A 24,822-nucleotide genomic window follows, 5' to 3' on the forward strand; every position below is an offset into this window, starting at 1 on the left:
GGACGCGGTCAGAACGCGATGGGGGCGTTGTCGATCAGGCGGGTGGCGCCGACCCGGGCGGCGACGAGCAGGCGGCCGTCCCCGGCGCCCGGGGCGGGGGCCGGTCCGAGGTCGGTGTCGCGCAGCTCGAGGTAGTCGACGTCGACCTCCGGCTCGGTCGCCAGCTCGGCGCGGGCGGCGTCCAGCACGGCGTCGTGCCCGCGGACCGACACCGCGGCCCCGGCCGCGAGCGCGCGCGACAGCACGGCGGCGGCGCGGCGCTGCCCGGGGTCGAGGTAGACGTTGCGCGAGGACAGGGCCAGGCCGTCGTCCTCGCGGACGGTCGGGACGCCGACGACCCGGGTCGGGAAGTCCAGGTCGCGCACCATCCGGCGGATCAGCGTCAGCTGCTGGTAGTCCTTCTCGCCGAACAGCGCGACGTCCGGGCCGACGATGTGGAACAGCTTGGACACGACGGTCAGGACGCCGTCGAAGTGGCCCCTCCGGGAGGCACCCTCCAGCTCGTCACCGAGCGGCCCGGCGGTGACGCGGGTCTGCGAGCCCGGCGGGTACATGTGCTCGACCTGCGGGGTGAACACCAGCTCGACGCCCTCCTCGCGGCAGGCGTCGAGGTCGGCCTCGATCGGGCGCGGGTAGCGGTCGAGGTCCTCGCCCGCGCCGAACTGCAGCGGGTTCACGAAGATCGACACGACCGGGACGACGGCGCCGGGGATCCGCTTCGCATGCCGGATCAGCTCGCGGTGGCCCTCGTGCAGGGCGCCCATCGTGGGGATGAGGACGACCTTGCGGCCCGCCCCGCGCAGCGCGCGGGTGACCGCGGCGAGCTTCGCGGGGTCGGCGTGCACGGTCAGCCGGCCGGTGCCGTAGCCGTTCCGGGTGGAGCCGGGGGTGCTCACTTCTCCTCCAGTGCGGTCTCGATGTCGCGGACGCCGTCGGGGCCGAGGAGCCCGGCGGCGGCGGCGCGGTGGGCGGTGCGCCCGGCCAGCGCCCGGTAGATGGCGGCCAGGTCGGCGTCGGCGTCGGCGATGTGCTCCAGGTGGGTCCGGACGGTGCCGGCGTCGCCGCGGGCGACCGGTCCGGTCAGCGCGCGGTCGCCGTGGCGCAGCGCGTTGTCCAGCGCGGCCGACAGCAGCGGCGCGACGAGCCGCTCCGCGGGCCGGATGCCGGCGGTCTCCAGCAACTGCACGCAGTCCCCGACCAGGGTGGTCAGATGGTTGGCGCCGTGGGCGAGCGCGGCGTGGTAGAGCGGGCGCATCGCCTCGGGGATGCGGACGGGCTCGGCCGACATCTCCAGCACGAGTGCCTCGGCGACGCTCCAGCCGACGGCGTCGCGCGGGTCGCCGTGCTCCGGGTCGCCGGGGGCGGTGACGCCGATGCAGCAGGCGGCGAGCCGGTCGACGTCCTCGGGGCGGCCGGTCACCGTCATCGCCGGGTGCAGCGCCAGCGGCAACACACCCTGCTCCGTCGCCGGGTCCAGCACCGCGACGCCGCGCGACCCCGCCGTGTGGACGGCGATCTGGCCCGGGCGGAAGCACCCGGCGGCGGCGAGGCCACGGACCAGGCCGGGCAGCACGTCGTCGGGGACGGCGAGCAGGACCAGGTCGGCGCGCGAGCAGACCTCGTCCGGCGGGAGCAGGGGGACGTCGGGGAGCAGGGTCTCCGCCCGCCGCACCGAGGCCTGCGAGACCCCGGAGGCGGCGACGACGTGGTGGCCCGCGCGGGCGAGCGCGGCGCCCAGCACCGCACCGACCCGACCGGCCGAGACCACCCCGACCGCGAGCCGCGCGGGGCGACCGCCATCGATCGCAGAGTCCATCACGAGAATCCGTTTCCTCCCGTTCCGGTCCTGGTGGGGTACCGGTCGGGCAATCCGCGGGTGGCGCGACCTCCGGTGGCCGCGCGCCGGACGCGAGGGTAGACGCGCGCCGGGTGGCGACGGGTGGTCCTGAGACCGGCCTCACCCGTCCCGCGACGACCACGATCACCGGTTGTGGAGTCCGTCGCCCGCCGGGCGGACGCTGCGCTCCACAACCGGTGATCACCGGGTGGCGGGGTGGTCCGGGTCGTCGTCCGGGCGGAGCATCGGGCGGGTGGGGCCGGGGTCCGACGGGTCGTCGTGGTGGCGGCCGTGGGTCCCGCCGGCGGGCGGGTCCGGACGGCGGACGGCACGCGTGAGGTGCTCGTCGCCTCCCCCGGGGGCGGGGCCGGGCACCGGGGTGCCGAACGGCGGGCGGCCGGGCGCAGGCGAGCCCGCCGCCCGGCCGCCGGGGACCGCCCCGGGCCCCGAACCCGAGGGGCCGGGGCCCTGAGCGGGGCCGGGACGTCGGGCCGGGGTCTCCGGGCGGGCGGCCACGCCCGGACCACCGGAACGGGCATCGGCCACCCGGGGCTCCCCGGGTCCCCGGGGGCCGGCGGGACGGGCACCGCTCTCGGGCGCGGCGGAGGCCTGCGGGGCCGGGGAGTGCTGGGCGGGTGTCGGCGGAGCAGGGGGCTGCGGCGCCGGGGTGCGCCGCGCGCCCGACCACGGAGCGACCCGCGGTCCCTCGGGGCGCCCCCAGGGCGCCGCGGTCATGAGTGTGTCCGGGCCGGGCGGCAGCGGCGGCACGGCGGGCCCCGCGGAGGCGGACGCGCCGCCGCCGTCGGGGAAGGTCGGGATCCGGAACTGGCCGGAGAAGCTGCCGTCCGGCGCGGCCGGGGGCGGCGGCTCCCAGTCCGACGGACGCTTCCGCGCCCAGGCCGCGACCAGCGCCTCCGGCACCCCGACGGCGACGGCACGGGCCCGCAGCACCGCGGCCAGCTTCTCGTCGTGCAGGGCGTGGGCGCTCTCCTTCACCGCGCCGCGCGCGATCCGGTTCCGCATGAACGCCAGCTCGGTGACCGCGGACTGGTACTCGGCGACGGCCTTCGCCGCGGCCGGGCCGGAGCGGCGCCGCACCAGCGTGCGCCAGCCCTTCCGCCGGGACAGCCGGGCCAGCAGGGTCACCTCGCTCGGCGCGATCCAGCCCGCGGCGGCGAAGCCGGGCAGCTGCGCGGCGACGATCCGCGCCTCGCGGCGACGGGCGAACACCACGAGCAGGATCAGCCCGACGAAGATCGGGACCATCACGAACAGGTAGATCTGGAAGAAGCCGCCGGGCGTCGCGGCCAGCACCGACGCGCCGTTCCACAACGCGTGCAGCACCACCGCGGCGACGTAGCCGGCGATCATCGCCAGCACCCGCACCCCGATGCTGCGGCTGGCCACCGCGATCCCGGCGGCGATGCCGATCATGCAGGTGAACAGTGGATGCGCGAACGGCGAGGCGATGCCGCGGACGAACAGCGTCGCGAGCACGCCGGCCGACTCCGGCTCGGACACCGCGCGGCCGAGGTAGAGGATGTTCTCGCTGAACGCGAACCCGGCGGCGACGATCCCGGCGTAGACGACGCCGTCGACGATCCCGTCGAACTCACGGCGCCGGAACAGCAGCAGCCCGACCAGGAACAGGCCCTTGGTGAACTCCTCGACGACCGGGGCGACCACGACCGGGCCGAACAGGTCGCCCGCGCCGCGCCCGGCGGCCGCGTCGAGCACCGCCGAGGCGCTCGTGTTGATCAGCAGGGCGACCAGCGCGGCGAACCCGGCGCCCCAGAGGAACGCGCCCATCAGCATCCGCGGCGGCTCGGGCTCCCAGCGGTCCACCCAGAGGAACGCCGCCACCACCGGCACGACCGGCAGCAGCGCGGCCAGGGTCCCGACGATCACCCCCGGCGTCCCGATCGCGCGTTGCAGCACCCCGATCGTGATCACCGCGAGCAGGGCCAGCACCACCAGGCCGACGACCGGCAGCAGCACGCCCCGTCGCTTGGCCGACGGCGCCGGCACCGGTGTGTACGGGCGGCCGAGCGTCGGGGACGTCATGACGGTCCAGCGTAGAGAACCGGCCCCGTCCGCGCGGGGGACGCGCCTCAGGTCGAGCGGATCCCACCGTCGGTGTCGTCCGGGTCGTCGGGGGCCCGGCAGCAGTACTCCAGCCAGAGCGCGGCGCCGACCAGCAGCAGCGCGCTGACCACACCGATCCCGGCGACGACGCTGTCCCGGAACGCGGCCACCACGACCGCGGCCCGCGGCAGCGTGTGCATCAGCACGGCCACCCACAGCCCGGCGACCACGGCGCCGCCGACCGCGGAGGCCTTGGCCAGCAGCACCGCCCGGGCCGCGACGAGCGGCGGTACCGGGACGGCGCCGTTCCGGCGCTCGACCCGGCGCCGCAGCACGACCCCGCCCGCGGCCTCGGCGGCGGCGAGGACCGCGACGACGACCGCCGCGGCGACCGGCAGCGTCGGCAGCGACCCGTAGGTCAGCTGGACGAGAATGTTGCCGAGCAGGGCCGCGACCACGGCGATCGCGGCGACGTCGCGGCCCCGGGTCGGGCGCACGGTCGGGCGCGGGTCGTCGTCCGGGCCGCGGCCCGAGCGCCGTCCGCCCGGTCCGGGCGCGGTCATGCCGGGTCCCGCAGGACGACGTCGTCGCGGCGGTGCACGCCGGCACGGCCGTCCGGGCCGAGCCGGTCCAGCAGGTCGGCGACCGGCCCGCGCCCGTGCAGGACGGCCCCGGGCTCGGCGAGCAGCCACGGCAGCAGCACGGTGGCCCGGTCGGGGGTGCCCGGGTGCGGCAGGAGCAGCTCCGGGTCGTCCGAGGTGACCGGGGCGCCGTCGTCGGTCACCTGGACGACGTCGACGTCGAGGGTGCGCGGCCCCCACCGCTGCTCGCGGACCCGGCCCGAGGCGTCCTCGAGTGCCTGCCCACGGCGCAGCCAGCCCCACGCATCGAGCGCCGGGTCGTCCGCGACCAGCACCGCGTTGAGGAAGTCCGGCTGGTCGGTCACGCCCCACGGCGCCGTCTCGAACACCGGCGACACCGCCACGACGGCCGCCCCCAGGTCCGCGACGACCGTGCGCAGGTGCGCGGCCCGGTCGCCCAGGTTGGAGCCGAGGGACAGGATCGCGCGGGTCACGCCCGGCTCCGGGTCAGGACGACCGCGACGTCGTCGAAGGTCAGCGGGATCGGCGCCGACGGCTTGTGCAGCGTCACCTCGACGGCGGCGACCCGGGCGTCGGAGTCCAGTACGGCCTGCGCGATCTCCCCGGCGACGGCCTCGATGAGATCCCGGGCCGGACCGCCGACGATGCCCGCGGCCAGCTCGGCGAGCTCGCCGTAGTGCAGCGTGTCGGCCAGGTCGTCCGAGGCGGCGGCGGGCGCGAGGTCGGCGTGCACCACCAGGTCGACGACGAACTCCTGGCCGTCGCGACGCTCGTGGTCGAACACGCCGTGGTTCCCGCGGACGCGCAGACCCCGTAGCTCGATCCGGTCGCTCACCGCCCGGTCTCCCGCGGGGTGCGGGGGCGCGAGGCGCCGAGCCGGCAGGCGGCGGCGACCGCGATGGCGTCCATCGTGGACTCGACGTCGTGCACCCGCACGCCCCAGGCGCCCGCGTTGGCGGCGAGCGCGCTGACCGCGGCGGTCGCGATGTCGCGGCCCGGCGGGGTGCGCGGCTCGCCCTCGGCCGAGGCCAGGAGCTCGCCGAGGAACCGCTTGCGCGAGGCCCCGACCAGCACCGGGAAGCCCAAATCGACGAACACGTCGAGCCGGCGCAGCAGCGCCCAGTTGTGCGAGGCGTTCTTGGCGAACCCGAGACCGGGGTCGAGCACGATGCGGCCGGGGTCGACCCCGGCCATCACGGCGTGGTCGACCCGGGCGACGAGCTCGGACCGGACCTCGCCGATCACGTCCTCGTAGCCCGCGAGGTGCTGCATGCCGGCGCTGTGCCCGCGCCAGTGCATGATCACCCAGGGCGTCCGCGACTCGGCGACGACCGCGGCCATCCGCGGGTCGGCCAGGCCGCCGGAGACGTCGTTGACCATCGCCGCACCGGCCTCGACGCAGGCCTCGGCGACCGCGGACCGGGTCGTGTCGACGCTGACCCGCACGCCCGCGGCGACGAGGTCGCGCACCACCGGCAGGACGCGGTCCCGCTCGGTCGCGGCGTCGATCCGCTGCGCGCCGGGCCGGGTCGACTCCCCGCCGACGTCGACGAGGTCGGCCCCGGCGTCGCGCATCGCGACACCGTGCGCGACGGCGTGCGACCGGTCGACGTAGCGGCCGCCGTCGGAGAACGAGTCGGGGGTGACGTTCAGGATCCCCATGACCGCGCAGCGGCCGAGCTCCGGCAACGCCCCTCCGGGGGCGACCACGTCACCGCCCCCTGATCAGCGAGAGCGCCTCCGCGCGGGAGGTCGCCGAGCTCTTGAACAGCCCGCGCACCGCCGAGGTGGTGGTGCGCGACCCCGGCTTGCGGATGCCGCGCATGGCCATGCACAGGTGCTCGGCCTCCAGCACGACGATCACCGCGCGCGGGTTCAGCTTGCGCACCAGGGCGTCGGCGATCTGCGCGGTCAGCCGCTCCTGGACCTGCGGTCGCTTGGCGTACAGGTCGACCACCCGGGCCAGCTTGGACAGGCCGGTGACCTGGCCGTCGACGGCCGGGATGTAGCCGACGTGGGCCACCCCGTGGAAGGGCACGAGGTGGTGCTCGCAGGTGGAGAACATCGGGATGTCCTTGACCAGCACGAGCTCGCCGTGGCCCTCGTCGAAGGTCTTCTCCAGCACCGTGTCCGGGTCGACGAACAGCCCGGCGAAGATCTCGCCGTAGGCGCGCGCGACCCGGGCCGGGGTCTCCTTGAGACCCTCGCGGTCCGGGTCCTCCCCGACCGCGATCAGCAGCTCGCGGACGGCGCGCTCCGCACGGTCCAGGTCGATCCCGCCGGGTACGGCCCGAGTCACCCCGGCCGCCACCGCGGCGGACTCCACCGGTCCGGAGCGTCCGTCCGTCGTCGACGTGCTCAGTGTCCTGCCTCCGGGTCGTGTCCGCGTCGCTGCTCGCCGGCGCCGGGGTCGTTCGCACCGCCCGGCGCGCCGTTGCCGTGCGCGCCGTTGCCGTTGCCGCCGCCCGGTCCGCGACCGGGCCAGGGACCGCCCTGGGCGGGGCCCTGCGGCCCGCCCTGCTGCGGCGGCTGCGCCCAGTTCGGCGGCGGCCAGCTCTGGCCCGGCGGGGTCGTCGCGGGCCGCCAGTCCGGCGGGGCGCCGTAGTTCGGGGCGACGGCGGGCGGCGGGGGCTGTCCCGGTCCGCCGTAGGACCCGGCCCGGCCGTGGCCGTGGACCGGGGCGCCGTGCCCGTTGCCGGGCGCGCCGTAGCCGTTCCCGTTCCCGTTCCCGCCGTTGCCGCCGCCGTGGCCCGGGCCGCCGTCGCCGGGGGCGTAGCCGCCGTCGTTGGGGGCGTCCGGGCGGCTCGGGACCGAGCCGCCCGCCGGGAACGGGGAGGCGCCGGGGGTGCCGGGCGCGTCGCCGTAGCCGTTGGCGACGCCCGAGCCGACCTCGGCCGGGGTGCGCTCGTCCTCCTCGGGCGGCAGGACCTCACCGCGCTCGTGCGCCAGCTCGCGCCGGGTCTTGATCGGCGGCTTCTCCGAGGGCGTGCGCACGCCGAAGTCGTCGAACGCGGTGATCCGCGGCCGCTTCTCCACCGACCCGAAGATCCGCTCGAGGTCCTTGCGGTTCAGGGTCTCCTTGTCCAGGAGCTCGAGCACCAGCTCGTCGAGCACGTCGCGGTAGGTGTTGAGGATCTCCCACGCCTCGGTGTGCGCGGCCTCGATGAGCTTGCGCACCTCCTCGTCGATCTCGTGGGCGACCTCGAGCGAGTAGTCGGCCTGGTTGCCCATCGAGCGGCCGAGGAACGGGTCGCCCTGCTCGCGGCCGTAGCGGACGGCGCCGAGCTTGGCGCTCATGCCGTACTCGGTGACCATCGCGCGGGCGATCTTGGTGGCCTGGTCGATGTCGGAGGACGCGCCCGTCGTGGGCTCGTGGAAGACGAGCTCCTCGGCCGAACGCCCACCCATCGCGAACACCAGCCTCGCGATCATCTCGGCGCGGGTCATGAGGCCCTTGTCGTCCTCCGGGACGACGAGCGCGTGCCCGCCGGTGCGCCCGCGCGGCAGGATCGTGAGCTTGTAGACCGGCTCCAGGTCCGGCATCGCCCACGCGGCCAGCGCGTGCCCGCCCTCGTGGTACGCGGTGATCTTCTTCTCGCGCTCGGAGACGATCTTCGACTTGCGCCGGGGGCCGCCGACGACGCGGTCGACCGACTCCTCCAGCGCGGCGCCGTTGATCAGCGTCCCGTGCTCGCGGGCGGTCAGCAGCGCGGCCTCGTTGATCACGTTGGCCAGGTCGGCGCCGGACATGCCCACGGTGCGTTTGGCCAGCGACTCGAGGTCGACGTCGTCGGCGAAGGGCTTGCCCTTGGAGTGCACCGACAGGATCGCGCGGCGACCCGCCAGGTCGGGGGCGCCGACCGGGATCTGCCGGTCGAACCGGCCCGGGCGCAGCAGCGCCGGGTCGAGGATGTCCGGCCGGTTCGTCGCGGCGATCAGGATGATGCCGCCGCGGGCGTCGAAGCCGTCCATCTCGACGAGCAGCTGGTTCAGGGTCTGCTCGCGCTCGTCGTGCCCGCCACCGAGGCCGGCGCCGCGCTGGCGGCCGACCGCGTCGATCTCGTCGACGAAGATGATGCAGGGCGCGTTCTGCTTGGCCTGCTCGAACAGGTCGCGCACCCGGGAGGCACCGACACCGACGAACATCTCGACGAAGTCGGACCCGGAGATCGTGTAGAACGGCACGCCCGCCTCACCGGCGACCGCACGGGCCAGCAGCGTCTTGCCGGTGCCGGGCGGGCCGTAGAGCAGCACACCCTTGGGGATCTTCGCGCCCAGGGCCTGGTAACGGCCCGGGTTCTGCAGGAAGTCCTTGATCTCGTAGAGCTCCTCGACCGCCTCGTCGGCGCCCGCCACGTCCGCGAACGTGTTCTTCGGCATGTCCTTGTTCAGCTGCTTGGCCTTGGACTTGCCGAAGCTCATGACCCGGTTCCCGCCGCCCTGGGCGTTGTTCAGGAACCAGAACAGCAGGATCAGGACCAGCGCCAGCGGGATCATCGTGATCAGCAGCGTGGAGAGGAAGGAGTCCTGGCGGACGACGGTGTCGTACTCGGCGATCCCGGGGACCTGGCGGACCTGGTCGAAGATCTGACCGGAGATCTGCGCGGGGTACTGGGTGAGGATCTGGGTCGTCTCGTTGCCGTCGACCTCGATCGGGCGGTCCAGCGTGAGGCGGAGCTGCTGCTCACGGTCCTCGACGAGGGCGTCCTTGACGTTCCCCGACTGCACCTGGGAGAGCGCGACCGACGTCGTGACCTCGGTGTATCCGCGGGTGTCGTCGAACAGCTGGCTGAACCCGAGATAGATCAGGAGTGCGACGAGGATCCAGATCAGCGGGTTGCGGAGCAGGCGCTTGCGGTCCATGCAACGTCGGCCTGGGTGGCCTTCACCTTCCCGGGAGTGGTTCTCGGCAGCGGCGGCGGACGGTGTACCGCCCCGCCGGAGGGCCCTGACCCGCCAGGATAGCCCCACGGTGGGTGGAGTGCTCCGGACGGACCTGGCCGGACCGCCCGGTGAGCGGGCGGCCGATCCGAGAACGAACCGGCGACCTGCCCGGTTCCCCCACAGGGGTGTCCCGACGCACACCTCGACACCGTGGTGTGGGACAACTGTGCAGCACGCTCGGTACCCGGACGGCGGCGGAGGGCAGCGGCGCCCTGCTCCGTCCGGTCCAGCGGCGATGGTCTGCGGGTCGGGAGGGACGATCGGATGGCGCTGCACGCGGTGGCCGGACCCCGGCGGACGGTGTCGGTGCTCGCCGCCGGTCTCGCCGCCGCGGCGGCACTGGCGGTGTTCACCGTGCCGGTGGGGACGGCCGTCGCCGTGCCCGTGATCCCGGCGCCCGTGGCCGCCGCACCGACGCCGCCGGTCGTGACCGCGCCGCCGGCGACCACCGCCCGGGCCGAGGCGGGCGACCTCGTGCCGCACCCGGCCGTCGTCGCGGGGCCGGGGTCGATCGGTCCGGGGACCGTCACCGAGACCACCGGCGCGGGCCTGTGCACGGCCGGGTTCGTGTTCACCGCGGGCGAGCGCACCTTCCTCGGGCAGGCCGCGCACTGCGGCGGCACCGGCGGCGAGACCGAGACCGACGGCTGCACCTCCGACGCGGTGCCGCTGGGCACCCCGGTGCTGGTGCACGGCCGCGACGGCACGGTCACCGGGACGCTGGCGTGGAGCTCGTGGAACACCATGCAGGCCCGCGGGGAGCGCGACCCCGACGTCTGCGCCTACAACGACCTCGCACTCGTCGAGCTGCCCGCGGGCGCCCGCCCGTCGGTGGGTGCCGCGGTGCCGTTCTTCGGAGGTCCCGGCGCGGTCCGCACCGCGCCGCTGCCCGCCGGCACCCCGGTCTACGGCCTGACCAACCCACCCGGCGCCGGCGGCGTCCGCACGGTCGGGGTGCGCGCCGGTGCGGCCGCCGCCGAGGTCGGTGGCGGCTGGGGGCACGCGGTGTTCGCCGTGCAGGACGGCGTCGCCGGGGAGTCGGGCAGCCCGCTGCTCGACGCGCAGGGCCGCGCGATCGGCGTGCTGTCCAGCCTCACCACCACCGAGGACCTGCCCAGCATCGAGTACACCGACCTGGCGAGGGCGTTGGACTACGCAGCCCGCACCGACGGTCCGGCCGGTCTGACGCTCGCCGGCGGGCCCGCGTTCACCGCGGCCCCGGCCGGGGTGGATCCGCGCGCGCTGGCCACACCCGCCGGGCCCGGGCTCGGCTGAGCCGGGCTCAGGCGTAGACCGACGGGTCGAGGGTGCCGATGTAGGGCAGGTCGCGGTAGCGCTCGGCGTAGTCGAGGCCGTAGCCGACGACGAACTCGTTCGGGATGTCGAAGCCGACGTACCGGACCGGGACGTCGACCTTCACCGCGTCCGGCTTGCGGAGGAGCGTCACGACCTCCAGCGACGCGGGCGAGCGGGTCTGCAGGTTGCCCAGCAGCCAGTTCAGGGTCAGCCCCGAGTCGATGATGTCCTCGACGATCAGAACGTGCCGCCCGGCGATGTCGCGGTCGAGGTCCTTGAGGATCCGCACGACGCCCGACGACGACGTCGAGGAGCCGTAGGAGCTGACCGCCATGAACTCGAGCTGGGCCGGGATGGGCAGCGCGCGGGCGAAGTCGGTCATGAACATGACGGCGCCCTTGAGGACGCCGATCAGCACGAGGTCGGACTCGCGGCCGTCGCGCACGAGGCCGGTGTAGTCACCGGCGACCTGCTGCGCCAGCTCCGCGGTCTTCTCGCGCACCTGCTCCTCGGTGACCAGCACCGAGGAGATGTCCCCGTCGTACACCCGACCCCCTCGCACGGACCGTGTGACGGCCCGGTCGACGCCTCCACCGGACCCGCGGTCACGCCCGGTCACGCGGCCGGCTGCGGCGGCGCAGCACGAGCCTGCCACGGGCGCGGGTCAGCACCAAGCCGCCGCCCACCGCCGGTCCGCCCTGCCCGCGCCAGGCTCCGACGAGGTCGTCGGCCGCCCGCAGCTGCGCGTCGGTGAGGGCCCGCGCGCCCGCTCCGGCGAGCCATTCCCGCAGGACCCGGCGCCGTACGGCGGGCTCGGCAGCGGCCAGGACTCCGGTGTCGAGCGCGGTGCCGAGGGCCTCCCCGACCCCCGCCGTGGCCCCGGTCGGGTCGGTCGCGGCGGTACCCGGTGGTGAGCCGTTGTCGCCGGAATCACCCGGCCCGGTCCCCCCCGCCGGTGCACCCCGCTCACCGTCCGTGGCCACGCGGGCCGCGGACAGCAGCCGGGCCGCGGCGACGGAGAGGGCGGCGTCGTCGTCGTGGAGCTGGTCCGCGGTGCGGGCGAGCGCGGCCGCGACCCCGCCGCCCAGGACGTCCTCCAGCAGCGGCAGCACCTCGTGGCGCAGCCGGGAGCGGACGAAGCGGGGGTCGGCGTTGTGCGGGTCGGCCCAGGCCGCGACGCCGGCGGCCGCGCAGGCGGCGACGGTGTCGGCCCGGCGCACCCCGAGCAGCGGGCGCAGCCACGGCTCGGTCCACTCGCGCATCCCGGACAGCGACCGGGCCCCGGAGCCCCGGCCGAGGCCCAGCAGGACCGTCTCGGCCTGGTCGTCGAGGGTGTGCCCGAGCAGCACCGGCGACGACGGCATCGGCCGCGCCGCCCGCAGCGCCGTGTACCGGGCGGCCCGGGCCGCGGCCTCGGGGCCGCCCGCGGCGCTGACGACGACCGGGTGCACCGTCGCCGTCACCCCGAGTCCGCGCAACAGCGTGGCGAGCCCCGCCGAGCGCTCCGCGGACCCGTCCTGCAGCCCGTGGTCGACGACGGCGGCGTGCACCGGCCCCTCGACCGCCTCCCGGACGGCGAGCACCAGCGCGGTGGAGTCGGCCCCGCCGGAGCAGGCGACCAGCGGCGGGGCGGCCGCCACGTCGCCGGGCAGTCGGTCCAGTGCAGCCCGCACGGCACGCCGGACCCGGCCGGCCGCGGCGAGCCCGTGACCCGTCAGGCGACGCGGCGCAGCCACGCGGCGGGGTCGTCCAGCTCGGCGCGGGTCGGCAGCGTCTCCGGCGACTCCCAGACCCGGTTGATCCCGGCCATCCCGGCCTCGCGCTCGACGGCCCGGCAGAACGCGGCGCCGACGGCGTACTGGCGCATCTTGGCCTCGACCCCGAGGAGCGCGCGCAGGATCCGGTCGATCAGCCCGCCGCCGCGGCGGCGCTCGGTGAACCGGCGCCGGATGAGCGCGACGTCGGGGACCACGTCCGGCCCGACGGCGTCCATGACGTGGTCGGCGTGCCCCTCCAACAGGGTCGACAGGGCGAGCAGCCGGTCGAGCACGGCCCGCTGCTCGGGGCCCTGCAGCAGCTCGACCAGCGCGAGCACGTCGGCCTTGCGGCCGTCCTCGCCGCGCAGCGCGCGGATGGCGTCGGGCAGCCGGGCGAGCCGCGCGGTGTCCGGTTCCTGCAGCGACAGCAGCTCGGTCACCAGCCCGGCGAAGTGGTCGCGCAGCCACGGCACCGCGGTGAACTGGAGCCGGTGGGTGGCCTCGTGCAGGCAGACCCAGAGGCCGAACTGGTCGCCGTCGACGTCGAGCGAGCGCGAGGCGGCGTAGACGTTCGGGGCGACGACGATGAGCCGCCCCTCCCCGCCGGGCCCGCCGAACGGGTCGTACTGGCCGAGCACGCGGGCGCCCATGTAGGCGAGCAGCGCGCCGAGCTGCACCCCCGAGCCCGCCGCGGTGACCGTGCGCAGCGGCCACGGCGAGTCGGGCAGCCGGGCGCCGGAGGTCAGCGCCTCCATCCCTCCGACGGCGGCACGCGCCCAGGCGGGCCGGTCCAGCACGTCGGCGGGCAGCAGCGGCAGGTCCGCCCCGAGGCCGGTGACCTCGCGGACGTGTCCCTCGGCGCGGGCGGAGTCGGTGCGCAGGCGCTCCACCAGCGCGCCCGCCACCGCGGGGGTGGTGCGGGGCCCGGCGGGCATCAGCGATGCCGCCGTCGACGCGGCCAGGGACCAGTTCACCGGCAGTCCGGCGCCGGTGCGGTCGGGCCGGGGGCGGCCGGTGACCGGGCCGGTCGTGTCGGTCTCCATGCGTCCCACGCTACCCGCGACGACGGGTGCGCGAGACCGGGTCAGCCGCGGCAGCCGCAGCGCGACAGCGTCGCCGCGATGCGGTCCAGCGCGGGCCGGGCGTCGGCGGGCGAGGTGCCGTTGGACAGCAGCGCGAACACCAGCAGCCTGCCGTCGACGTCGGTGACGACCCCGGCGAGGCTGGAGGCGCCGGACAGCGTGCCGGTCTTGGCGCGCACGACACCGCGCCCGGCGACCGACCGCGGGTCGCCGAACCGGTCGGCGAGCGTCCCGCCACCGCCGGCGACCGGGAGCCCGGTGAGGATCGGGCGCAGGAACTGCACGTCGGTCGGGCTGTCGGACTGGGCGGCGGCCGAGGACAGCACCGCGCCGAGCAGCCGGGCCGGGATCAGGTTGTCCCGGGACAGGCCGCTGCCGTCGGCGAGCTCCAGCCCGGACACGTCGTAACCGGCCTGGACCAGCGCCTCGGTGACGGCCTTCGAGGCCCCGTCGAACGAGGCCTCGCCGTCCTTGGACACCGCGACCTGGCGGGCCATCGCCTCGGCGGTGACGTTGTCCGAGGCGGTGAGCATGTACTCGATCAGGCTCGCGATCGGCGGGGAGGACACGCTGCCCAGCACCGGCGCGTTCGCAGCGGCGACGCCCTCGAGGACGTCGGAGGCGCCGAGCGCGCGGGCCAGCGCCTTCCCGGCGGCCGCGGCGGGGTCGGTGCTGCGCGGGCCGTCCTGCTGCAGCGGGTCGGTGCGGCCGCCGTCGAGCATCAGCGCCGACATCGGGGCGACGTAGCCGTCCGCGACATCGGTGGGCCCCCAGCCCGGGGACTCGGCCGGGCCCGTCCAGAGGCTCGCGTCGGTGTAGACCGTCGTGATCGGGCGGCCGACGGCCTTCTTCACCTGCTCGGCGAGGTCGGCGATCCGCGCGGGCTCCGGGTAGAGCCCGTCCTGCCCGTCGGGCAGCGCGGTCAGCGACGGGTCGCCGGACCCGACGAGGACGACCGAGTCCGGGGACGGACCGGGCACGACCCGGGTCGCGAGCCGGTCGGTCGGGTTCAGCGACAGCAGCGCGGCCGCGGCGGTGAGCAGCTTCGTCGTGGAGCCGGGGACCATGCCGCGGTCGCCGTCACGCTCCCAGATCGGCTTCACCCCGCGCGGGGCCGCGGAGTCCATGACGACCCCGGTGACCTCGCCGAGCTCGGGCGCGTCGAGCTGGGAGGACAGGGCCTGGGTGATCCCGGCGGCGCTCGGCACCGGCGCCGTCGGCGTGAGGGGGCGCAGCGCGGGCATCGGGACCGGCGGGTACTGGGTGGCGGTGGTGCCGAGTCCGAACGAGCTGCGGGCGTCCGGCCCGGCCAGGGCGACGGCGCCGAACAGCGAGGCCAGTGCCATCACCGCGACCGCGACCACGGCGAACCGCCGGTAGCTGCGCTCCGGCCGGCGATGCCTGCGTCCCACGGACCCTCCTGTACCTGCTCGTCCGGCGACCGACCTGCCCGCACGGTGGTGCGACGCGGGCCACATCGGCCCGCTCCGCCCTCACCGGCGTGCACCCGTGCCCACCCGGTCCCTCACACTAGGGGGCAGCACCGACACCGCCGGAGCGGGCGGGCCAGCGGCCCCGCCCCGGATCCGGTGGAGCCGTGACACAAGACCGCTGACCCTCTTCAAGGAGCAACGAACCGTGGACTTCGACGTCACCATCGAAATCCCCAAGGGCGGCCGGAACAAGTACGAGGTCGATCACGAGACCGGACGTATCCGGCTCGACCGCACCCTGTTCACCGCCACCCAGTACCCCGCCGACTACGGGTTCATCGACGACACCCTGGGCGAGGACGGGGACCCGCTGGACGCCCTGGTCCTGGTGCAGGAGCCGACCTTCCCCGGGTGCGTCATCCGCTCCCGCGCGATCGGCATGTTCCGGATGAAGGACGAGAAGGGCGGCGACGACAAGGTCCTCTGCGTCCCCTCGGACGACCCCCGCCAGGAGCACCTGCGCGACATCCACCACCTGGCCGAGTTCGACCGGGCGGAGATCCAGCACTTCTTCGAGATCTACAAGACCCTCGAGCCGGGCAAGAGCGTCGAGGGTGCGTCCTGGGTCGGCCGGGCCGACGCCGAGCGCGAGATCAAGGCGTCCTACGAGCGCGCGAAGAACGCCGGGCACTGACCGATCTCGCCGGGGCGGCCGTGCACGGCCGCCCCGGCTACGGGTCACACCTTCTCGAACACCGCGGCGAGGCCCTGGCCGCCGCCGATGCACATCGTCTCCAGCCCGTAACGGGCGTCGCGACGCGCCATCTCGCGGGTGAGGGTGGCCAGGATGCGGCCGCCGGTGGCACCGACCGGGTGCCCCATCGAGATCCCCGAGCCGTGCACATTGGTGCGCTCGAAGTCGGCGTCGGTGAACTTCCACTCCCGCGTGCAGGCCAGCACCTGCGCGGCGAACGCCTCGTTCAGCTCGATCAGGTCGATGTCGGCCAGGGTCAGCCCGGCCACGTCCAGGGCCTTGGCCGTCGCCGGGACCGGGCCGATGCCCATCGTCGTGGGCGGGACCCCGCCCAGGCCCCAGGACACGACCTTCGCCAGCGGGCGCAGTCCCAGCTCGGCGGCCTTCTCCGGGCTGGTCACCACGCAGATCGCGGCGCCGTCGTTCTGGCCCGACGCGTTGCCCGCGGTCACGGTGGCGTCCGGGTCGTCCTTGCCCAGGATCGGGCGCAGCGTCGCCAGCTTCTCGACCGTCGAGTCGGGGCGGACGTGCTCGTCGCGCTCGACGACGGTGTCGCCCTTCCGGCCGGGCACGGTCACCGGGACGATCTCCTCGGCGAACACCCCGGACTCCTGCGCGGCCGCGGCCCGGTGGTGCGAGCGGACGGCGTACTCGTCCTGCTCGGCGCGACCGATCGCGTAGTCGCGGCGCAGGTTCTCCGCGGTCTCCAGCATCCCGCCCGGCACCGGGAAGTTCTTCCCGCCGGCGGTGACGCGGCCGCGCGCCAGCGAATCGTTCAGCATCACCCCGCCGCCCTTGACCCCCCAGCGCATCCCGGTGGAGTAGAACGACGCGCCCGACATCGACTCGGCGCCACCGGCCAGCACGACCTCCGCCGCGCCCGTCCGGACCTGGCCGGCCGCGTAGAGCACGGCCTGCAGGCCCGAGCCGCAGCGGCGGTCGATCTGGATGCCGCCCGCGGTCACCGGCAGGCCGGCGTCGAGCGCGGCGACCCGTCCGATCGCCGGGGCGTCCATCGTCGGGTAGCAGTGGCCCAGCACGACGTCCTCGACGACGTCGGGGTCCAGCCCGGTCCGCTCCATCAGGGCGCGGATCACGGTCGCGGCGAGGGTGTGGGCCGGGACGTCGCGCAGCGACCCCCCGAACCCGCCGACCGGGGTCCGCAGCGGCTCGCAGATCACCGCATCACGCATGGGTTCTCTCCTCCTAGACGAACTGCCGGGTCAGCCATTCGGCGACCAGGGCGGGCTTCTCGGATCCCTCGACCTCGACGGTCACGCCGATGGTGAGCTGGACGCCACCGGAGACGTCGCTGACGTCGGTCAGCTCGACCCGGGCGCGGATCCGGCTGCCCACCGGCAGCGGGCTGGTGAACCGGACCTTGTTGAGGCCGTAGTTCACGCCCATCTTGACCCCGTCCACCTTGTAGACGGACTGGACCAGCTTGGGCAGCAGCGACAGCGACAGGAAGCCGTGGGCGATCGTGGCGCCGAACGGTCCGGACGCGGCCCGCTCGGCGTCGACGTGGATCCACTGGTGGTCGTCGGTGGCGTCGGCGAAACCGTCGATCCGCTCCTGCGTGACGGTCAGCCAGGGCGAGGTCCCGATCTCGGTCCCCTTGGCCGCCCGCAGCTCGTCCACTCCGTCGAAGACGCGCATCTGTCACTCCGTTCGTGGTGCGTGATGGGTGATCCGTTTCCAGCTTTCCCTACCGCACCGCGGGCCGCCGGGGGGTGCGACGTCGTCGAACACACACGCCCCGCACCACACGACCGGTGCGGCTTGGTTAAGGTCACCTCGTCAGGAGCCGCCTTGAGCAGATGGGCACAGCTTCGACGTGGAAGGCCTACGCCCCATGACCCCGACCGCCCCCGACCGCCGATGACCGCCACCACCACCTCGCGTCCCGACCCGGACGGCCTCGTCCACCGGGCCGTGCCGTACCGGGATCCCGAACACCAGGCCGCCGCCCTCACCGCACCGGTGGCCGGGGCACTGGAGGCGGGCCGTCGTGCGCTCGTGGTGGTCGACCCGCGGTGTGCCGCGGTGCTGCGCCGCTCCCTCGGCCACGACGCCGGGGTGGAGTTCCGCACGCCGGACAGGATGCACTCGGCCCCGCCGTTCACGGTCGCGGGACGCTGGAGCCGCGCGGTGCGCGGGGCGCTGGCCGACGGCGCGTCCGGGGTGTGCACGGTCGGCCAGCCGGTCGAGCTGCCCGGCGCGGACGCCGCCTACTGGACCCGCCTCGATCTCGCCCTCTCGCACGCCCTGCGTGAACTCCCCGTCGAGCTGCTGTGCTGCTTCCCCGACGTCGAGCCCGACCGCGCGCACGCCGGGGCCCTGCACGACGAGTTCCTCGTCGACGGCGCCCCGGTCCCGAGCGGCTGCCGGCGCGACGACCACGATCTGCTGGCCGAGAACCCGCAGTGCCCGCCGGATGAGCTGGGGCCGGCGATCGTGACGCTGCCGGTGACCCTGGACGACCTCGGGTCGATGCGGCGCGTCGTCGAGCGGCAGGCCGAGCTGTCCGGGCTGGGGCCCAGCCGGATCTCCGACCTCGTGCTGGCGGTCAACGAGCTGATCAGCAACGGCGTCGAGCACGGGTCGGGTCACCCGGTCCTGCGGATGTGGCGCACCGAGGCGGGGCTGGTCTCCGAGATGAGCGACGCCGCGACGTGCCGGCTCGCGTTCCCCGGGCTCGCCGCGCCACCGGTCGCCGGGAACCGTGGCCGGGGGATGTGGCTGGCCTCGGAGCTGTCGGACGTGCTGCAGGTGTGGACCGCGGAGGACGATCCCGGTCAGGTGACGGGCACGGTCGTGCGCGTCACGATGTCGCCCCCGTGAATCCCGGTACGGTCCCGGGGTGACCCGGCACGACCGCGCCGACCCGGTGACCCGCTTCCTACGGATGGTGACCGGGCCCGAACCGCCGCTCGACGAGGCCGCACTGGCGATCGCCGCCGGCGCCGCCCCGGATCCGGAGGTCGCGGCGGTGTCCACCGCACGGGCCCGCGCGACGCTCGACGAACTCGCCGAGGGTGTCACCGGGTTCGAGTCGCTGCTGCACCGGCTGTTCACCGAGGCCGGGTTCCGCGGCAACTCCACCGACTACGCCGACCCGCGCAACTCCTTCCTGCCCGACGTCCTCGAACGCCGCACCGGCATCCCGATCACCCTGTCGGTCGTCGCGATCGAGGTGGGCCGCCGGGCCAGGGTGCCGCTGGAGGGCGTCGGCATGCCCGGGCACTTCCTGGTGCGGGTGCCCGGCACCCAGCGCCTCGTCGACGCCTTCGGCGGCGGCAGGCGGCTCGACCCGGCGGGCTGCGAGGAGCTCTTCCGCGCGACGACGGGCGCCGGCCCGGAGGTGCCCTTCGACTCGGGCATGCTGCCGCGCACCTCGACCCGCCAGATCCTCGCCCGGATGCTGGAGAACCTGCGGGCGACCTACGGCCGCTCCCGCGACCACGACGGCCTGGAGTGGGTGCTCCGGATGCGGCTGGGCCTGCGCCACCAGGGCCCGGAGCTCATCCGCGAGCTCGGCGAGGTGCTCGCCGCGCAGGCCCGCTGGGACGAGGCGGCCCGGCTGATGGAGTCCTGGGTGGACGGTCCGGGGCGCGGGTCGCGCTCGGGCGCCGAGGTGCTGGACGAGGTGCGCACCGAGGCGATGAAGCACCGGGCCCACCTCAACTAGGACGTCGGTCAGGTGTGCGGGGCCCGGGTCGGCGCGCCGGAGTCCTCGCCGAAGCGCCACGGCTGGCCGGTCGACTCCAGCACGGCCATCCACAGGTCACCGTGCGGGTCCACCTGGTTGCGACGGCTGACGGCCAGGCTCATCGGGATGTGCACGAACCGACGCCGCACCCGTCCGACCACCATCGCGGTGCGCCCGGACATGGCGGCGTGCACCGCCGCCTGGGACAGCCGGACGGTGTAGACGCTGTCATAGGGGTTCGCGGGGACGCTACGGATGATGTAGCTCGGGTCGACGTAGCGGACGGTGGTCTCCATCCCGGCGTCGGCGAAGGAGTCGGCGATGCGATCCTTGAGCCAGGGGCCGACGTCGGAGAGCTTCGCGTTGCCGGAGGCGTCGGTGCGCCCGACCGGCGGCAGCATCTCCTGCCCGGCCCCCTCCGCGACGACGACGACCGCGTGCCCGCGCTGGGACACCCGTCGTCGCAGGTGGTTCAGCAGACCGGTCTCGCCGTCCAGCTCGAAGGGCACCTCGGGGATCAGGACGGCGTCGGCGTCGGAACGCACGAGCGAGGCGTAGCAGGCGATGAAGCCGGAGTGCCGGCCCATCAGCTTGACCAGGCCGACGCCGCCGGGGGTGGACTTGGCCTCCACCGTGACCGACCGGATGGCCTCGCTGGCCTGGGAGAACGCCGTCTGGAAGCCGAAGGACTGGTCGATGAACGGGATGTCGTTGTCGATCGTCTTCGGGATCCCGACGACGGCGATCCGCAGGCCCCGCTCCCCCACCACCCTGGCGATCTCCATCGCGCCACGCATGGTGCCGTCGCCGCCGATCACGAACAGCACGTTGAGGTGCATCTGCTCGAGGCAGTCGACGATCTCCTCGGGGTCCTGCGGGCCGCGTGAGGTGCCGAGGAAGGTGCCGCCGTCGACCGGGATGTCGCGCACCGACTCCGGGCTCAGCTCGACGACGTCGTGACCGTAGGAGGAGACGAAACCGCGGTAGCCGTTGCGGAACCCGACGACCCGGCGCACGCCGTAGTGGTAGGTCAGGGTGCGGACCAGGCCGGAGATGACGTCGTTGAGCCCCGGGCACAGGCCGCCGCAGGTGACGATCCCGGCGCGGGTCTTCGACGGGTCGAAGTAGATCTGCCGACGCGGCCCGCACGGTTCCAGGCCCGGCAGCTCCTCCGGTTCGACGCCGCGAGCGCGGATCCCGGCGGCGGTGTCGTCGAGCAGGACCCGGTCACCGGCGTCCACGTAGTGCTCGGTGGTGCGGCGGGCGTCGAGCAGCGGCGCCAGCGGCGAGGTGATGCGGGCCGGGCCGAGCGTGTCGATGGCCAGGTCCCCGGGCGTGATGCTGCTGTACTCCGAGGTGGTCACGCGCACACTCCGTCTGGATCGATTCGCCCGGGGGCCGGGCGATCATCGTGACGCACACCGGGCGAATCGTCGATCCGACCCCCGGGAACGACGCCGCGGGACCACCCGCGGGTGCGCCGGGTCCCGCCGATCGGACCATCGTCGTCGCCGATGCGTCACCGGCCGGCCCGCGGACCGCCCCGCGTCCTTGCGGTGTGCATCGCCGGACGTCACCGGTTTCGCCCACCCTGTCGCACACGCACTGTGAACGAAACGAGCACCCGGGGTGAACGCCGCACGTCGCGTAGGGCAAAATTCGTCCATGCGGAGCATCGACCCTCGTCACGCCTGGTCCACCGGATTCGCCCGCACCATCGCCGAGGAGCTGCGTCACGGCGTCGCGACCGGCGCGGTCACCTGGAGCGAGGCCGACGAGCTGCTCAACCGCCTGCGCACGGTCATCGACCAGGCGCTGGACGTGCATCCGCAGCCGCTGTGACCGCGTCCGTGTCCTCGACGGGGACGCCGCGGTAGGCCCGTCCCACCCACACCAGGGGTCGGCCGCGACGGCGCAGCCCGAGCAGCTCGACGACCTCGGCCGCGACCAGCAGCGACGCGCCGACCTCGGAGACCGACAGGACCCGGCAGCGCAGCGCGGTGCCCACGTCGACCAGCCACGGCTCCCCGGACGGCAGGGCCATCCACCGGACACCCGCTCCGAACCGTTCCGCGCCCGGGACGGCGAACGCCGCCGCGAGACCGGTGTCGGTGTCGTCGAGCAGGTGCACGACGACCGTCCCGCCCCCGGCGAGCGCACCGGCCAGCCGCGAGTCACGGGCGGTCGAGAACGACACCGCGGGCGGGTCCACCCCGACCGAGGCGACCGACGACGCCGTCATACCGACCGGCCCGTCGGGCCCGGTCGCGGTGAGCACGGCGACTCCGGCGGGGTGCCCACGGAACGCCGCCCGCAGGCCCCCGGCCGGATCGGCGACCGTCACGCCCGCGCCCGGGCGAACCGCTCGGCGGCGTCGGCCCAGTCGACGACGTTCCACCAGGCCTTGACGTAGTCGGGCTTGACGTTCTTGTACTGCAGGTAGAAGGCGTGCTCCCACATGTCGAGCAGGACGATGGGGGTCTGGCCGGCGGGGAGCTGGGACTGCTGGTCGTAGAGCTGGTGGATGAGCAGGCGGTCGCCGAGCCGGTCGTGGCCGAGGACGGCCCAGCCGGAGCCCTGGATGGTGGTGGCGGCGGCGGTGAAGTGGGCCTGGAAGCCGTCGAAGGAGCCGAAGTCGGCGTCGATGGCGGCGGCGAGGTCGCCGGTGGGCTTGTCGCCGCCGTCGGGGGAGAGGTTGTTCCAGAAGGCGGAGTGGTTGACGTGGCCGCCGAGGTTGAACGCGAGGGTCTTCTCGAGTCCGACGACGGCGCCGAAGTCGTTCTTGTCGCGGGCCTCGGCGAGCTTGTCGAGGGTGGTGTTGAGGCCCTGGACGTAGGTGTTGTGGTGCTGGGAGTGGTGCAGCTCCATGATCTCGGGCGCGATGTGCGGGGCGAGCGCGGAGTAGTCGTAGGGCAGGTCCGGAAGCGTGTAGTCGGCCATGCCCGCAGCCTGATAGCTGAACCGGACTTCAGGTCAAGTGTGACGGCGGCCGCACGGCCCGACCTCAGTGGTCGTCGCGCCCGGTGAGCGCGTGCTCCAGCTCGTCGGCGAGGTGGACGACCTGGCGGAACGGGAACTCGAACCCGTCCAGCGCGGCCGGGCCGAGCGGGATCGAGTGCCGGAACACCACGACGCCCTCCTCCGCGGCCAGCCCACCGACCACCGACGGCCCCGCGAGCTCCAGGGCGCGGCCGAGGTCGACCTCGCCGAGCCGCGCGACCGGGGACTCGATCTGCACCCACTCCTGGTCCGGGTCGGCGACCGCGGCCGCCGCATCGGTGACCTCGACGCCGGGGCGGCCCGCACCCTCCCGCACCCGCTTCACGACGACGAGCTGGTCCCGGTCCTCGGTCGTCGGCAGCCGGAACCGCAGCTCGTCCGCGCCCTGGCGGACGATCTCGTACCGGACCACGACGTAGGCCTTCAGGTCCTCCCAGGTCGCCACGCCCGTCTCCCCCTCGATCGTCCGACGGGGCCCACCGGACCCCGTCGCCGACCCTAGCGTGATCCGGACCCCGCGCGGCCGGGCCTCGCCTCCCGGTCGGGCGGAGCCCGCGCCGGCCCGCCTGACCGTCCGCGCCCGGGCCGATGTCGCCGAGATGCAGCCGAGGGCCGCCGCCCCGGCCTGCCGAGCGCCCTGAGCTGCATCTCGACGCACGGGGCCCGCCGGACCGCCGGACCATCTGCGTCGAGATGCAGCTCAGCGGGCGCCGGAGATCGGCAGACCCCGCTGAGCTGCATCTCGGCGCACCGCGGTTCCGAGCAGTGGGACGGCGCAGGCGCCCCGGCGCGGCACAGCGGCCACGGCGTGCAGGGCGGGGGCACAGCGCCCCGGCGGGTGGGCCGGTGACCTACCCCGTCAGCCCGGTGGTGATCAGCTGGTCCACCGGGGCGCGGTCGTCGGTCAGGACCGGCGTCCCCGCGGTGAACGCGGCGGTGCGGGCCGGGTCGAGGACCGTGCCGGCCGGTTCGGAGCGGGCGACGGCGGCGCCGAGAGCGGCCGGGTCGAGCGGCCGGTCCGAGGCGACGACCACGACGTTCCCGCCGCCGCCGGGGGCGAACTCGTCGGGGAGGGCGAGGAGCATCGTCGTCGCGAACCGGGACCCGGCGGTCGCGGTGGCGGCCTTCACCAGGTCGAGCGGGTACCGGTCGATCACGTTGAGGACGTAGATCCCGCCCGGGCGCAGCACCCGCGCCACCTCGTCGAGGAACTCCGCGGTGGACAGGTGCCAGGGCACCGAGCGGGCACCGAAGGCGTCGCCGACGACGAGGTCGGCGGAGTCGTCGGGCAGCGCGGCGAGGTTCACCCGGGCGTCGCCGGTGCGCACGGTGGTGCCGGGGATCCCGCCCGCGTCCAGGGAGCGGACGCCGAGGTCGATCACGCCCTGGTCCAGCTCCAGCACGGTCGAGGTGCTGCCGGGGCGGGTCGCGGCGAGCCAGCGCGGCATGGTCAGCGCGCCGCCACCGATGTGCACCGCGTCGACCGGGCGCCCCTGACCGAACGCGGTGTCGACGGCCGCGGCGAACCGCTTCGTGTAGGCGAACTCCAGGTGCGCGGGGTCGCCGAGGCGGACGTAGGAGTGGCGCAGGTCGTCGAGCACCAGATAACGACCGGCCGGGTCCGCGGGGTCGGTCCGGACGGCGGCGCAGTAGTAGGTGGTGTCGGCGTCGCAGCGCCCCGGCAGCGCGACGAGCGCGACGGCCAGCAGCAGTGCCGCGGCACCACCCTTCGCGATGTCCGAGCGCCGCCGCCGGGGCGCCAGGACGAGCCCGAGCACGAGGCAGGCGGCCGCGGTGACCAACAGGATCGCGCTCACCGGCAGGAGCGCGACCAGAACGAACCCGGTGAGGAAGGTCCCGGCGAGCGACCCGAGGGTGCCCGCCGCGGACAGCCCGCCGACGACCTCGCCCGAACGGTCCAGCCCGGTCAGCCGGGCCTTGGTGACGGCCGGGGTGACCGCGGCGAGCGCCGTCACCGAGACCAGGGTGGACGCGGCGACGAGCACCACGGCGGCGTACGGCCCCGCGCCGAGCAGCGGCCCGAGCAGCCGGACCACCGGCCGTACGGCCAGCGTGCCGAGCCCGCCGACGACCATCATCAGCGCGGCGACCGCCACCGGGTCGCGCTCGTCGGCCCACCGCCCACCCAGCGAGGCGCCCGCCGCGATCCCGGCGAGGGCCACCCCGATCACGGCGGTGGTCGACTCGAGCGTCAGTCCGACGTAGGGCGCGACGAGCCGGGTCGCGAGGGTCTCGACGACGAGGATCGCCGCCCCCGAGACGACGACGGCGGTCCGGGCCATGGCGGGGCGCACCCCGC

25 protein-coding genes are annotated in these 24,822 nt (G+C 75.1%); 5 read left to right on the plus strand and 20 right to left on the minus strand.

The genetic code is table 11. From position 1 onward, the window contains the following. Window positions 1-8 precede the first annotated feature (8 nt). From panC to ftsH, 9 genes are all read right to left on the minus strand, one after another. Entirely contained in the window at window positions 9-896 is an 888-nt protein-coding gene (gene panC / locus ATL51_RS14755) for a pantoate--beta-alanine ligase (RefSeq protein ID WP_100878918.1), read from the minus strand. Continuing rightward, window positions 893-1,816 (minus strand): Rossmann-like and DUF2520 domain-containing protein, encoded by a 924-nt coding sequence (locus ATL51_RS14760; RefSeq protein ID WP_100878919.1) that lies wholly within the window; start codon window positions 1,814-1,816, stop codon window positions 893-895. The genes panC and ATL51_RS14760 overlap by 4 nt, the downstream gene beginning before the upstream one ends. Window positions 1,817-2,038: 222 nt before the next feature. Further along, window positions 2,039-3,901 (minus strand): PrsW family intramembrane metalloprotease, encoded by a 1,863-nt coding sequence (locus ATL51_RS29020; protein WP_208622988.1) that lies wholly within the window; start codon window positions 3,899-3,901, stop codon window positions 2,039-2,041. 47 nt (window positions 3,902-3,948) lie between these two features. Further along, window positions 3,949-4,485, minus strand: coding sequence for a DUF3180 domain-containing protein (locus ATL51_RS14770; RefSeq protein WP_100878920.1), 537 nt, complete (start codon window positions 4,483-4,485; stop codon window positions 3,949-3,951). Continuing rightward, entirely contained in the window at window positions 4,482-4,997 is a 516-nt protein-coding gene (gene folK, locus ATL51_RS14775; RefSeq protein WP_100878921.1) for a 2-amino-4-hydroxy-6-hydroxymethyldihydropteridine diphosphokinase, read from the minus strand. Before folK ends, ATL51_RS14770 begins: the two co-directional genes overlap by 4 nt. Continuing rightward, window positions 4,994-5,359: a dihydroneopterin aldolase gene (gene folB, locus ATL51_RS14780; protein WP_073576766.1), complete on the minus strand. Its 366-nt coding sequence runs from the start codon at window positions 5,357-5,359 to the stop codon at window positions 4,994-4,996. Before folB ends, folK begins: the two co-directional genes overlap by 4 nt. Then, window positions 5,356-6,186: a dihydropteroate synthase gene (gene folP / locus ATL51_RS14785; protein WP_100880720.1), complete on the minus strand. Its 831-nt coding sequence runs from the start codon at window positions 6,184-6,186 to the stop codon at window positions 5,356-5,358. Before folP ends, folB begins: the two co-directional genes overlap by 4 nt. Window positions 6,187-6,235: 49 nt before the next feature. Then, window positions 6,236-6,850 carry a GTP cyclohydrolase I FolE gene (folE, locus tag ATL51_RS14790; RefSeq protein WP_374210252.1) on the minus strand — a complete coding sequence of 205 codons (615 nt, stop codon included), beginning with the start codon at window positions 6,848-6,850 and terminating at the stop codon, window positions 6,236-6,238. A 32-nt stretch (window positions 6,851-6,882) separates the two neighbouring features. Next, entirely contained in the window at window positions 6,883-9,387 is a 2,505-nt protein-coding gene (gene ftsH / locus ATL51_RS14795) for an ATP-dependent zinc metalloprotease FtsH (RefSeq protein ID WP_301549033.1), read from the minus strand. 345 nt (window positions 9,388-9,732) lie between these two features. Between ftsH and ATL51_RS14800 the strand changes: the two genes are divergently transcribed. After that, window positions 9,733-10,743 carry a serine protease family protein gene (locus tag ATL51_RS14800; RefSeq protein ID WP_100878922.1) on the plus strand — a complete coding sequence of 337 codons (1,011 nt, stop codon included), beginning with the start codon at window positions 9,733-9,735 and terminating at the stop codon, window positions 10,741-10,743. A gap of 7 nt (window positions 10,744-10,750) precedes the next feature. Here ATL51_RS14800 and hpt read toward each other — a convergent pair whose 3' ends face one another. The 4 genes from hpt to dacB form a co-directional block, all read right to left on the minus strand. Beyond that, a complete protein-coding gene (gene hpt / locus ATL51_RS14805) occupies window positions 10,751-11,311 on the minus strand; it encodes a hypoxanthine phosphoribosyltransferase (RefSeq protein ID WP_062398476.1) in 561 nt (186 codons plus the stop codon). Window positions 11,312-11,369: 58 nt separating this feature from the next. After that, window positions 11,370-12,500 (minus strand): tRNA lysidine(34) synthetase TilS, encoded by a 1,131-nt coding sequence (tilS, locus tag ATL51_RS29415; protein WP_392567371.1) that lies wholly within the window; start codon window positions 12,498-12,500, stop codon window positions 11,370-11,372. Then, window positions 12,479-13,456, minus strand: coding sequence for a zinc-dependent metalloprotease (locus tag ATL51_RS14815; RefSeq protein ID WP_237453441.1), 978 nt, complete (start codon window positions 13,454-13,456; stop codon window positions 12,479-12,481). Before ATL51_RS14815 ends, tilS begins: the two co-directional genes overlap by 22 nt. 149 nt (window positions 13,457-13,605) lie before the next feature. Next, window positions 13,606-15,015, minus strand: a complete 1,410-nt coding sequence (dacB, locus tag ATL51_RS14820) for a D-alanyl-D-alanine carboxypeptidase/D-alanyl-D-alanine endopeptidase (protein ID WP_167410003.1) — start codon at window positions 15,013-15,015, stop codon at window positions 13,606-13,608. Between the two features lie 226 nt (window positions 15,016-15,241). Here dacB and ATL51_RS14825 point away from each other — a divergent pair, with 226 nt between their 5' ends. Beyond that, window positions 15,242-15,730 carry an inorganic diphosphatase gene (locus ATL51_RS14825; protein ID WP_073576771.1) on the plus strand — a complete coding sequence of 163 codons (489 nt, stop codon included), beginning with the start codon at window positions 15,242-15,244 and terminating at the stop codon, window positions 15,728-15,730. 44 nt (window positions 15,731-15,774) lie between these two features. On the opposite strand, the gene ATL51_RS14830 is transcribed toward ATL51_RS14825, so the two are convergent. Next, on the minus strand, window positions 15,775-16,983 hold the full coding sequence (locus ATL51_RS14830; protein WP_100878924.1) for an acetyl-CoA C-acetyltransferase: 1,209 nt from the start codon (window positions 16,981-16,983) through the stop codon (window positions 15,775-15,777). Window positions 16,984-16,996: 13 nt separating this feature from the next. Next, the gene (locus ATL51_RS14835) at window positions 16,997-17,449 is read right to left on the minus strand and encodes a MaoC family dehydratase (RefSeq protein ID WP_073576773.1); all 453 of its coding nucleotides are present in this window, start codon (window positions 17,447-17,449) and stop codon (window positions 16,997-16,999) included. Between the two features lie 222 nt (window positions 17,450-17,671). Here ATL51_RS14835 and ATL51_RS14840 point away from each other — a divergent pair, with 222 nt between their 5' ends. Further along, window positions 17,672-18,634 (plus strand): ATP-binding protein, encoded by a 963-nt coding sequence (locus ATL51_RS14840; RefSeq protein ID WP_073576774.1) that lies wholly within the window; start codon window positions 17,672-17,674, stop codon window positions 18,632-18,634. Between the two features lie 19 nt (window positions 18,635-18,653). After that, a complete protein-coding gene (locus tag ATL51_RS29030; RefSeq protein ID WP_208622989.1) occupies window positions 18,654-19,481 on the plus strand; it encodes a SirB1 family protein in 828 nt (275 codons plus the stop codon). A gap of 8 nt (window positions 19,482-19,489) precedes the next feature. Here ATL51_RS29030 and ATL51_RS14850 read toward each other — a convergent pair whose 3' ends face one another. Then, the gene (locus ATL51_RS14850; RefSeq protein ID WP_073576776.1) at window positions 19,490-20,866 is read right to left on the minus strand and encodes an ATP-dependent 6-phosphofructokinase; all 1,377 of its coding nucleotides are present in this window, start codon (window positions 20,864-20,866) and stop codon (window positions 19,490-19,492) included. Window positions 20,867-21,167: 301 nt separating this feature from the next. Between ATL51_RS14850 and ATL51_RS28225 the strand changes: the two genes are divergently transcribed. Continuing rightward, window positions 21,168-21,344 (plus strand): hypothetical protein, encoded by a 177-nt coding sequence (locus ATL51_RS28225; protein ID WP_157818365.1) that lies wholly within the window; start codon window positions 21,168-21,170, stop codon window positions 21,342-21,344. Here the strand turns inward: ATL51_RS28225 and ATL51_RS14855 are convergent. The 4 genes from ATL51_RS14855 to ATL51_RS14870 form a co-directional block, all read right to left on the minus strand. Further along, entirely contained in the window at window positions 21,304-21,846 is a 543-nt protein-coding gene (locus ATL51_RS14855; protein WP_100878925.1) for a flavin reductase family protein, read from the minus strand. The two genes, ATL51_RS28225 and ATL51_RS14855, sit on opposite strands and share 41 nt — an antisense overlap. Next, entirely contained in the window at window positions 21,843-22,442 is a 600-nt protein-coding gene (locus tag ATL51_RS14860) for a superoxide dismutase (protein ID WP_100878926.1), read from the minus strand. The genes ATL51_RS14855 and ATL51_RS14860 overlap by 4 nt, the downstream gene beginning before the upstream one ends. 64 nt (window positions 22,443-22,506) lie before the next feature. Then, window positions 22,507-22,947 carry a hypothetical protein gene (locus tag ATL51_RS14865; RefSeq protein ID WP_020627019.1) on the minus strand — a complete coding sequence of 147 codons (441 nt, stop codon included), beginning with the start codon at window positions 22,945-22,947 and terminating at the stop codon, window positions 22,507-22,509. Window positions 22,948-23,353: 406 nt separating this feature from the next. Continuing rightward, window positions 23,354-24,817, minus strand: coding sequence for a fused MFS/spermidine synthase (locus ATL51_RS14870; protein ID WP_208622990.1), 1,464 nt, complete (start codon window positions 24,815-24,817; stop codon window positions 23,354-23,356). Window positions 24,818-24,822 lie beyond the last annotated feature (5 nt).

Origin of the sequence: Pseudonocardia alni (genome assembly GCF_002813375.1) — a bacterium.
GTDB lineage: Bacteria > Actinomycetota > Actinomycetes > Mycobacteriales > Pseudonocardiaceae > Pseudonocardia > Pseudonocardia alni.

Bases quoted from the DNA above. Each gene is read 5' to 3' on its own strand.
- ATL51_RS14760 (WP_100878919.1), bottom strand. From the start codon at position 1,816: ATGGACTCTGCGATCGATGGCGGTCGCCCCGCGCGGCTCGCGGTCGGG.
- ATL51_RS29020 (WP_208622988.1), bottom strand. From the start codon at position 3,901: ATGACGTCCCCGACGCTCGGCCGCCCGTACACACCGGTGCCGGCGCCG.
- ATL51_RS14770 (WP_100878920.1), bottom strand. From the start codon at position 4,485: ATGACCGCGCCCGGACCGGGCGGACGGCGCTCGGGCCGCGGCCCGGAC.
- folP (WP_100880720.1), bottom strand. From the start codon at position 6,186: ATGGGGATCCTGAACGTCACCCCCGACTCGTTCTCCGACGGCGGCCGC.
- ftsH (WP_301549033.1), bottom strand. From the start codon at position 9,387: ATGGACCGCAAGCGCCTGCTCCGCAACCCGCTGATCTGGATCCTCGTC.
- ATL51_RS14800 (WP_100878922.1), top strand. From the start codon at position 9,733: ATGGCGCTGCACGCGGTGGCCGGACCCCGGCGGACGGTGTCGGTGCTC.
- ATL51_RS14815 (WP_237453441.1), bottom strand. From the start codon at position 13,456: ATGCCCGCCGGGCCCCGCACCACCCCCGCGGTGGCGGGCGCGCTGGTG.
- ATL51_RS14830 (WP_100878924.1), bottom strand. From the start codon at position 16,983: ATGCGTGATGCGGTGATCTGCGAGCCGCTGCGGACCCCGGTCGGCGGG.
- ATL51_RS14835 (WP_073576773.1), bottom strand. From the start codon at position 17,449: ATGCGCGTCTTCGACGGAGTGGACGAGCTGCGGGCGGCCAAGGGGACC.
- ATL51_RS14840 (WP_073576774.1), top strand. From the start codon at position 17,672: ATGACCGCCACCACCACCTCGCGTCCCGACCCGGACGGCCTCGTCCAC.
- ATL51_RS28225 (WP_157818365.1), top strand. From the start codon at position 21,168: ATGCGGAGCATCGACCCTCGTCACGCCTGGTCCACCGGATTCGCCCGC.
- ATL51_RS14860 (WP_100878926.1), bottom strand. From the start codon at position 22,442: ATGGCCGACTACACGCTTCCGGACCTGCCCTACGACTACTCCGCGCTC.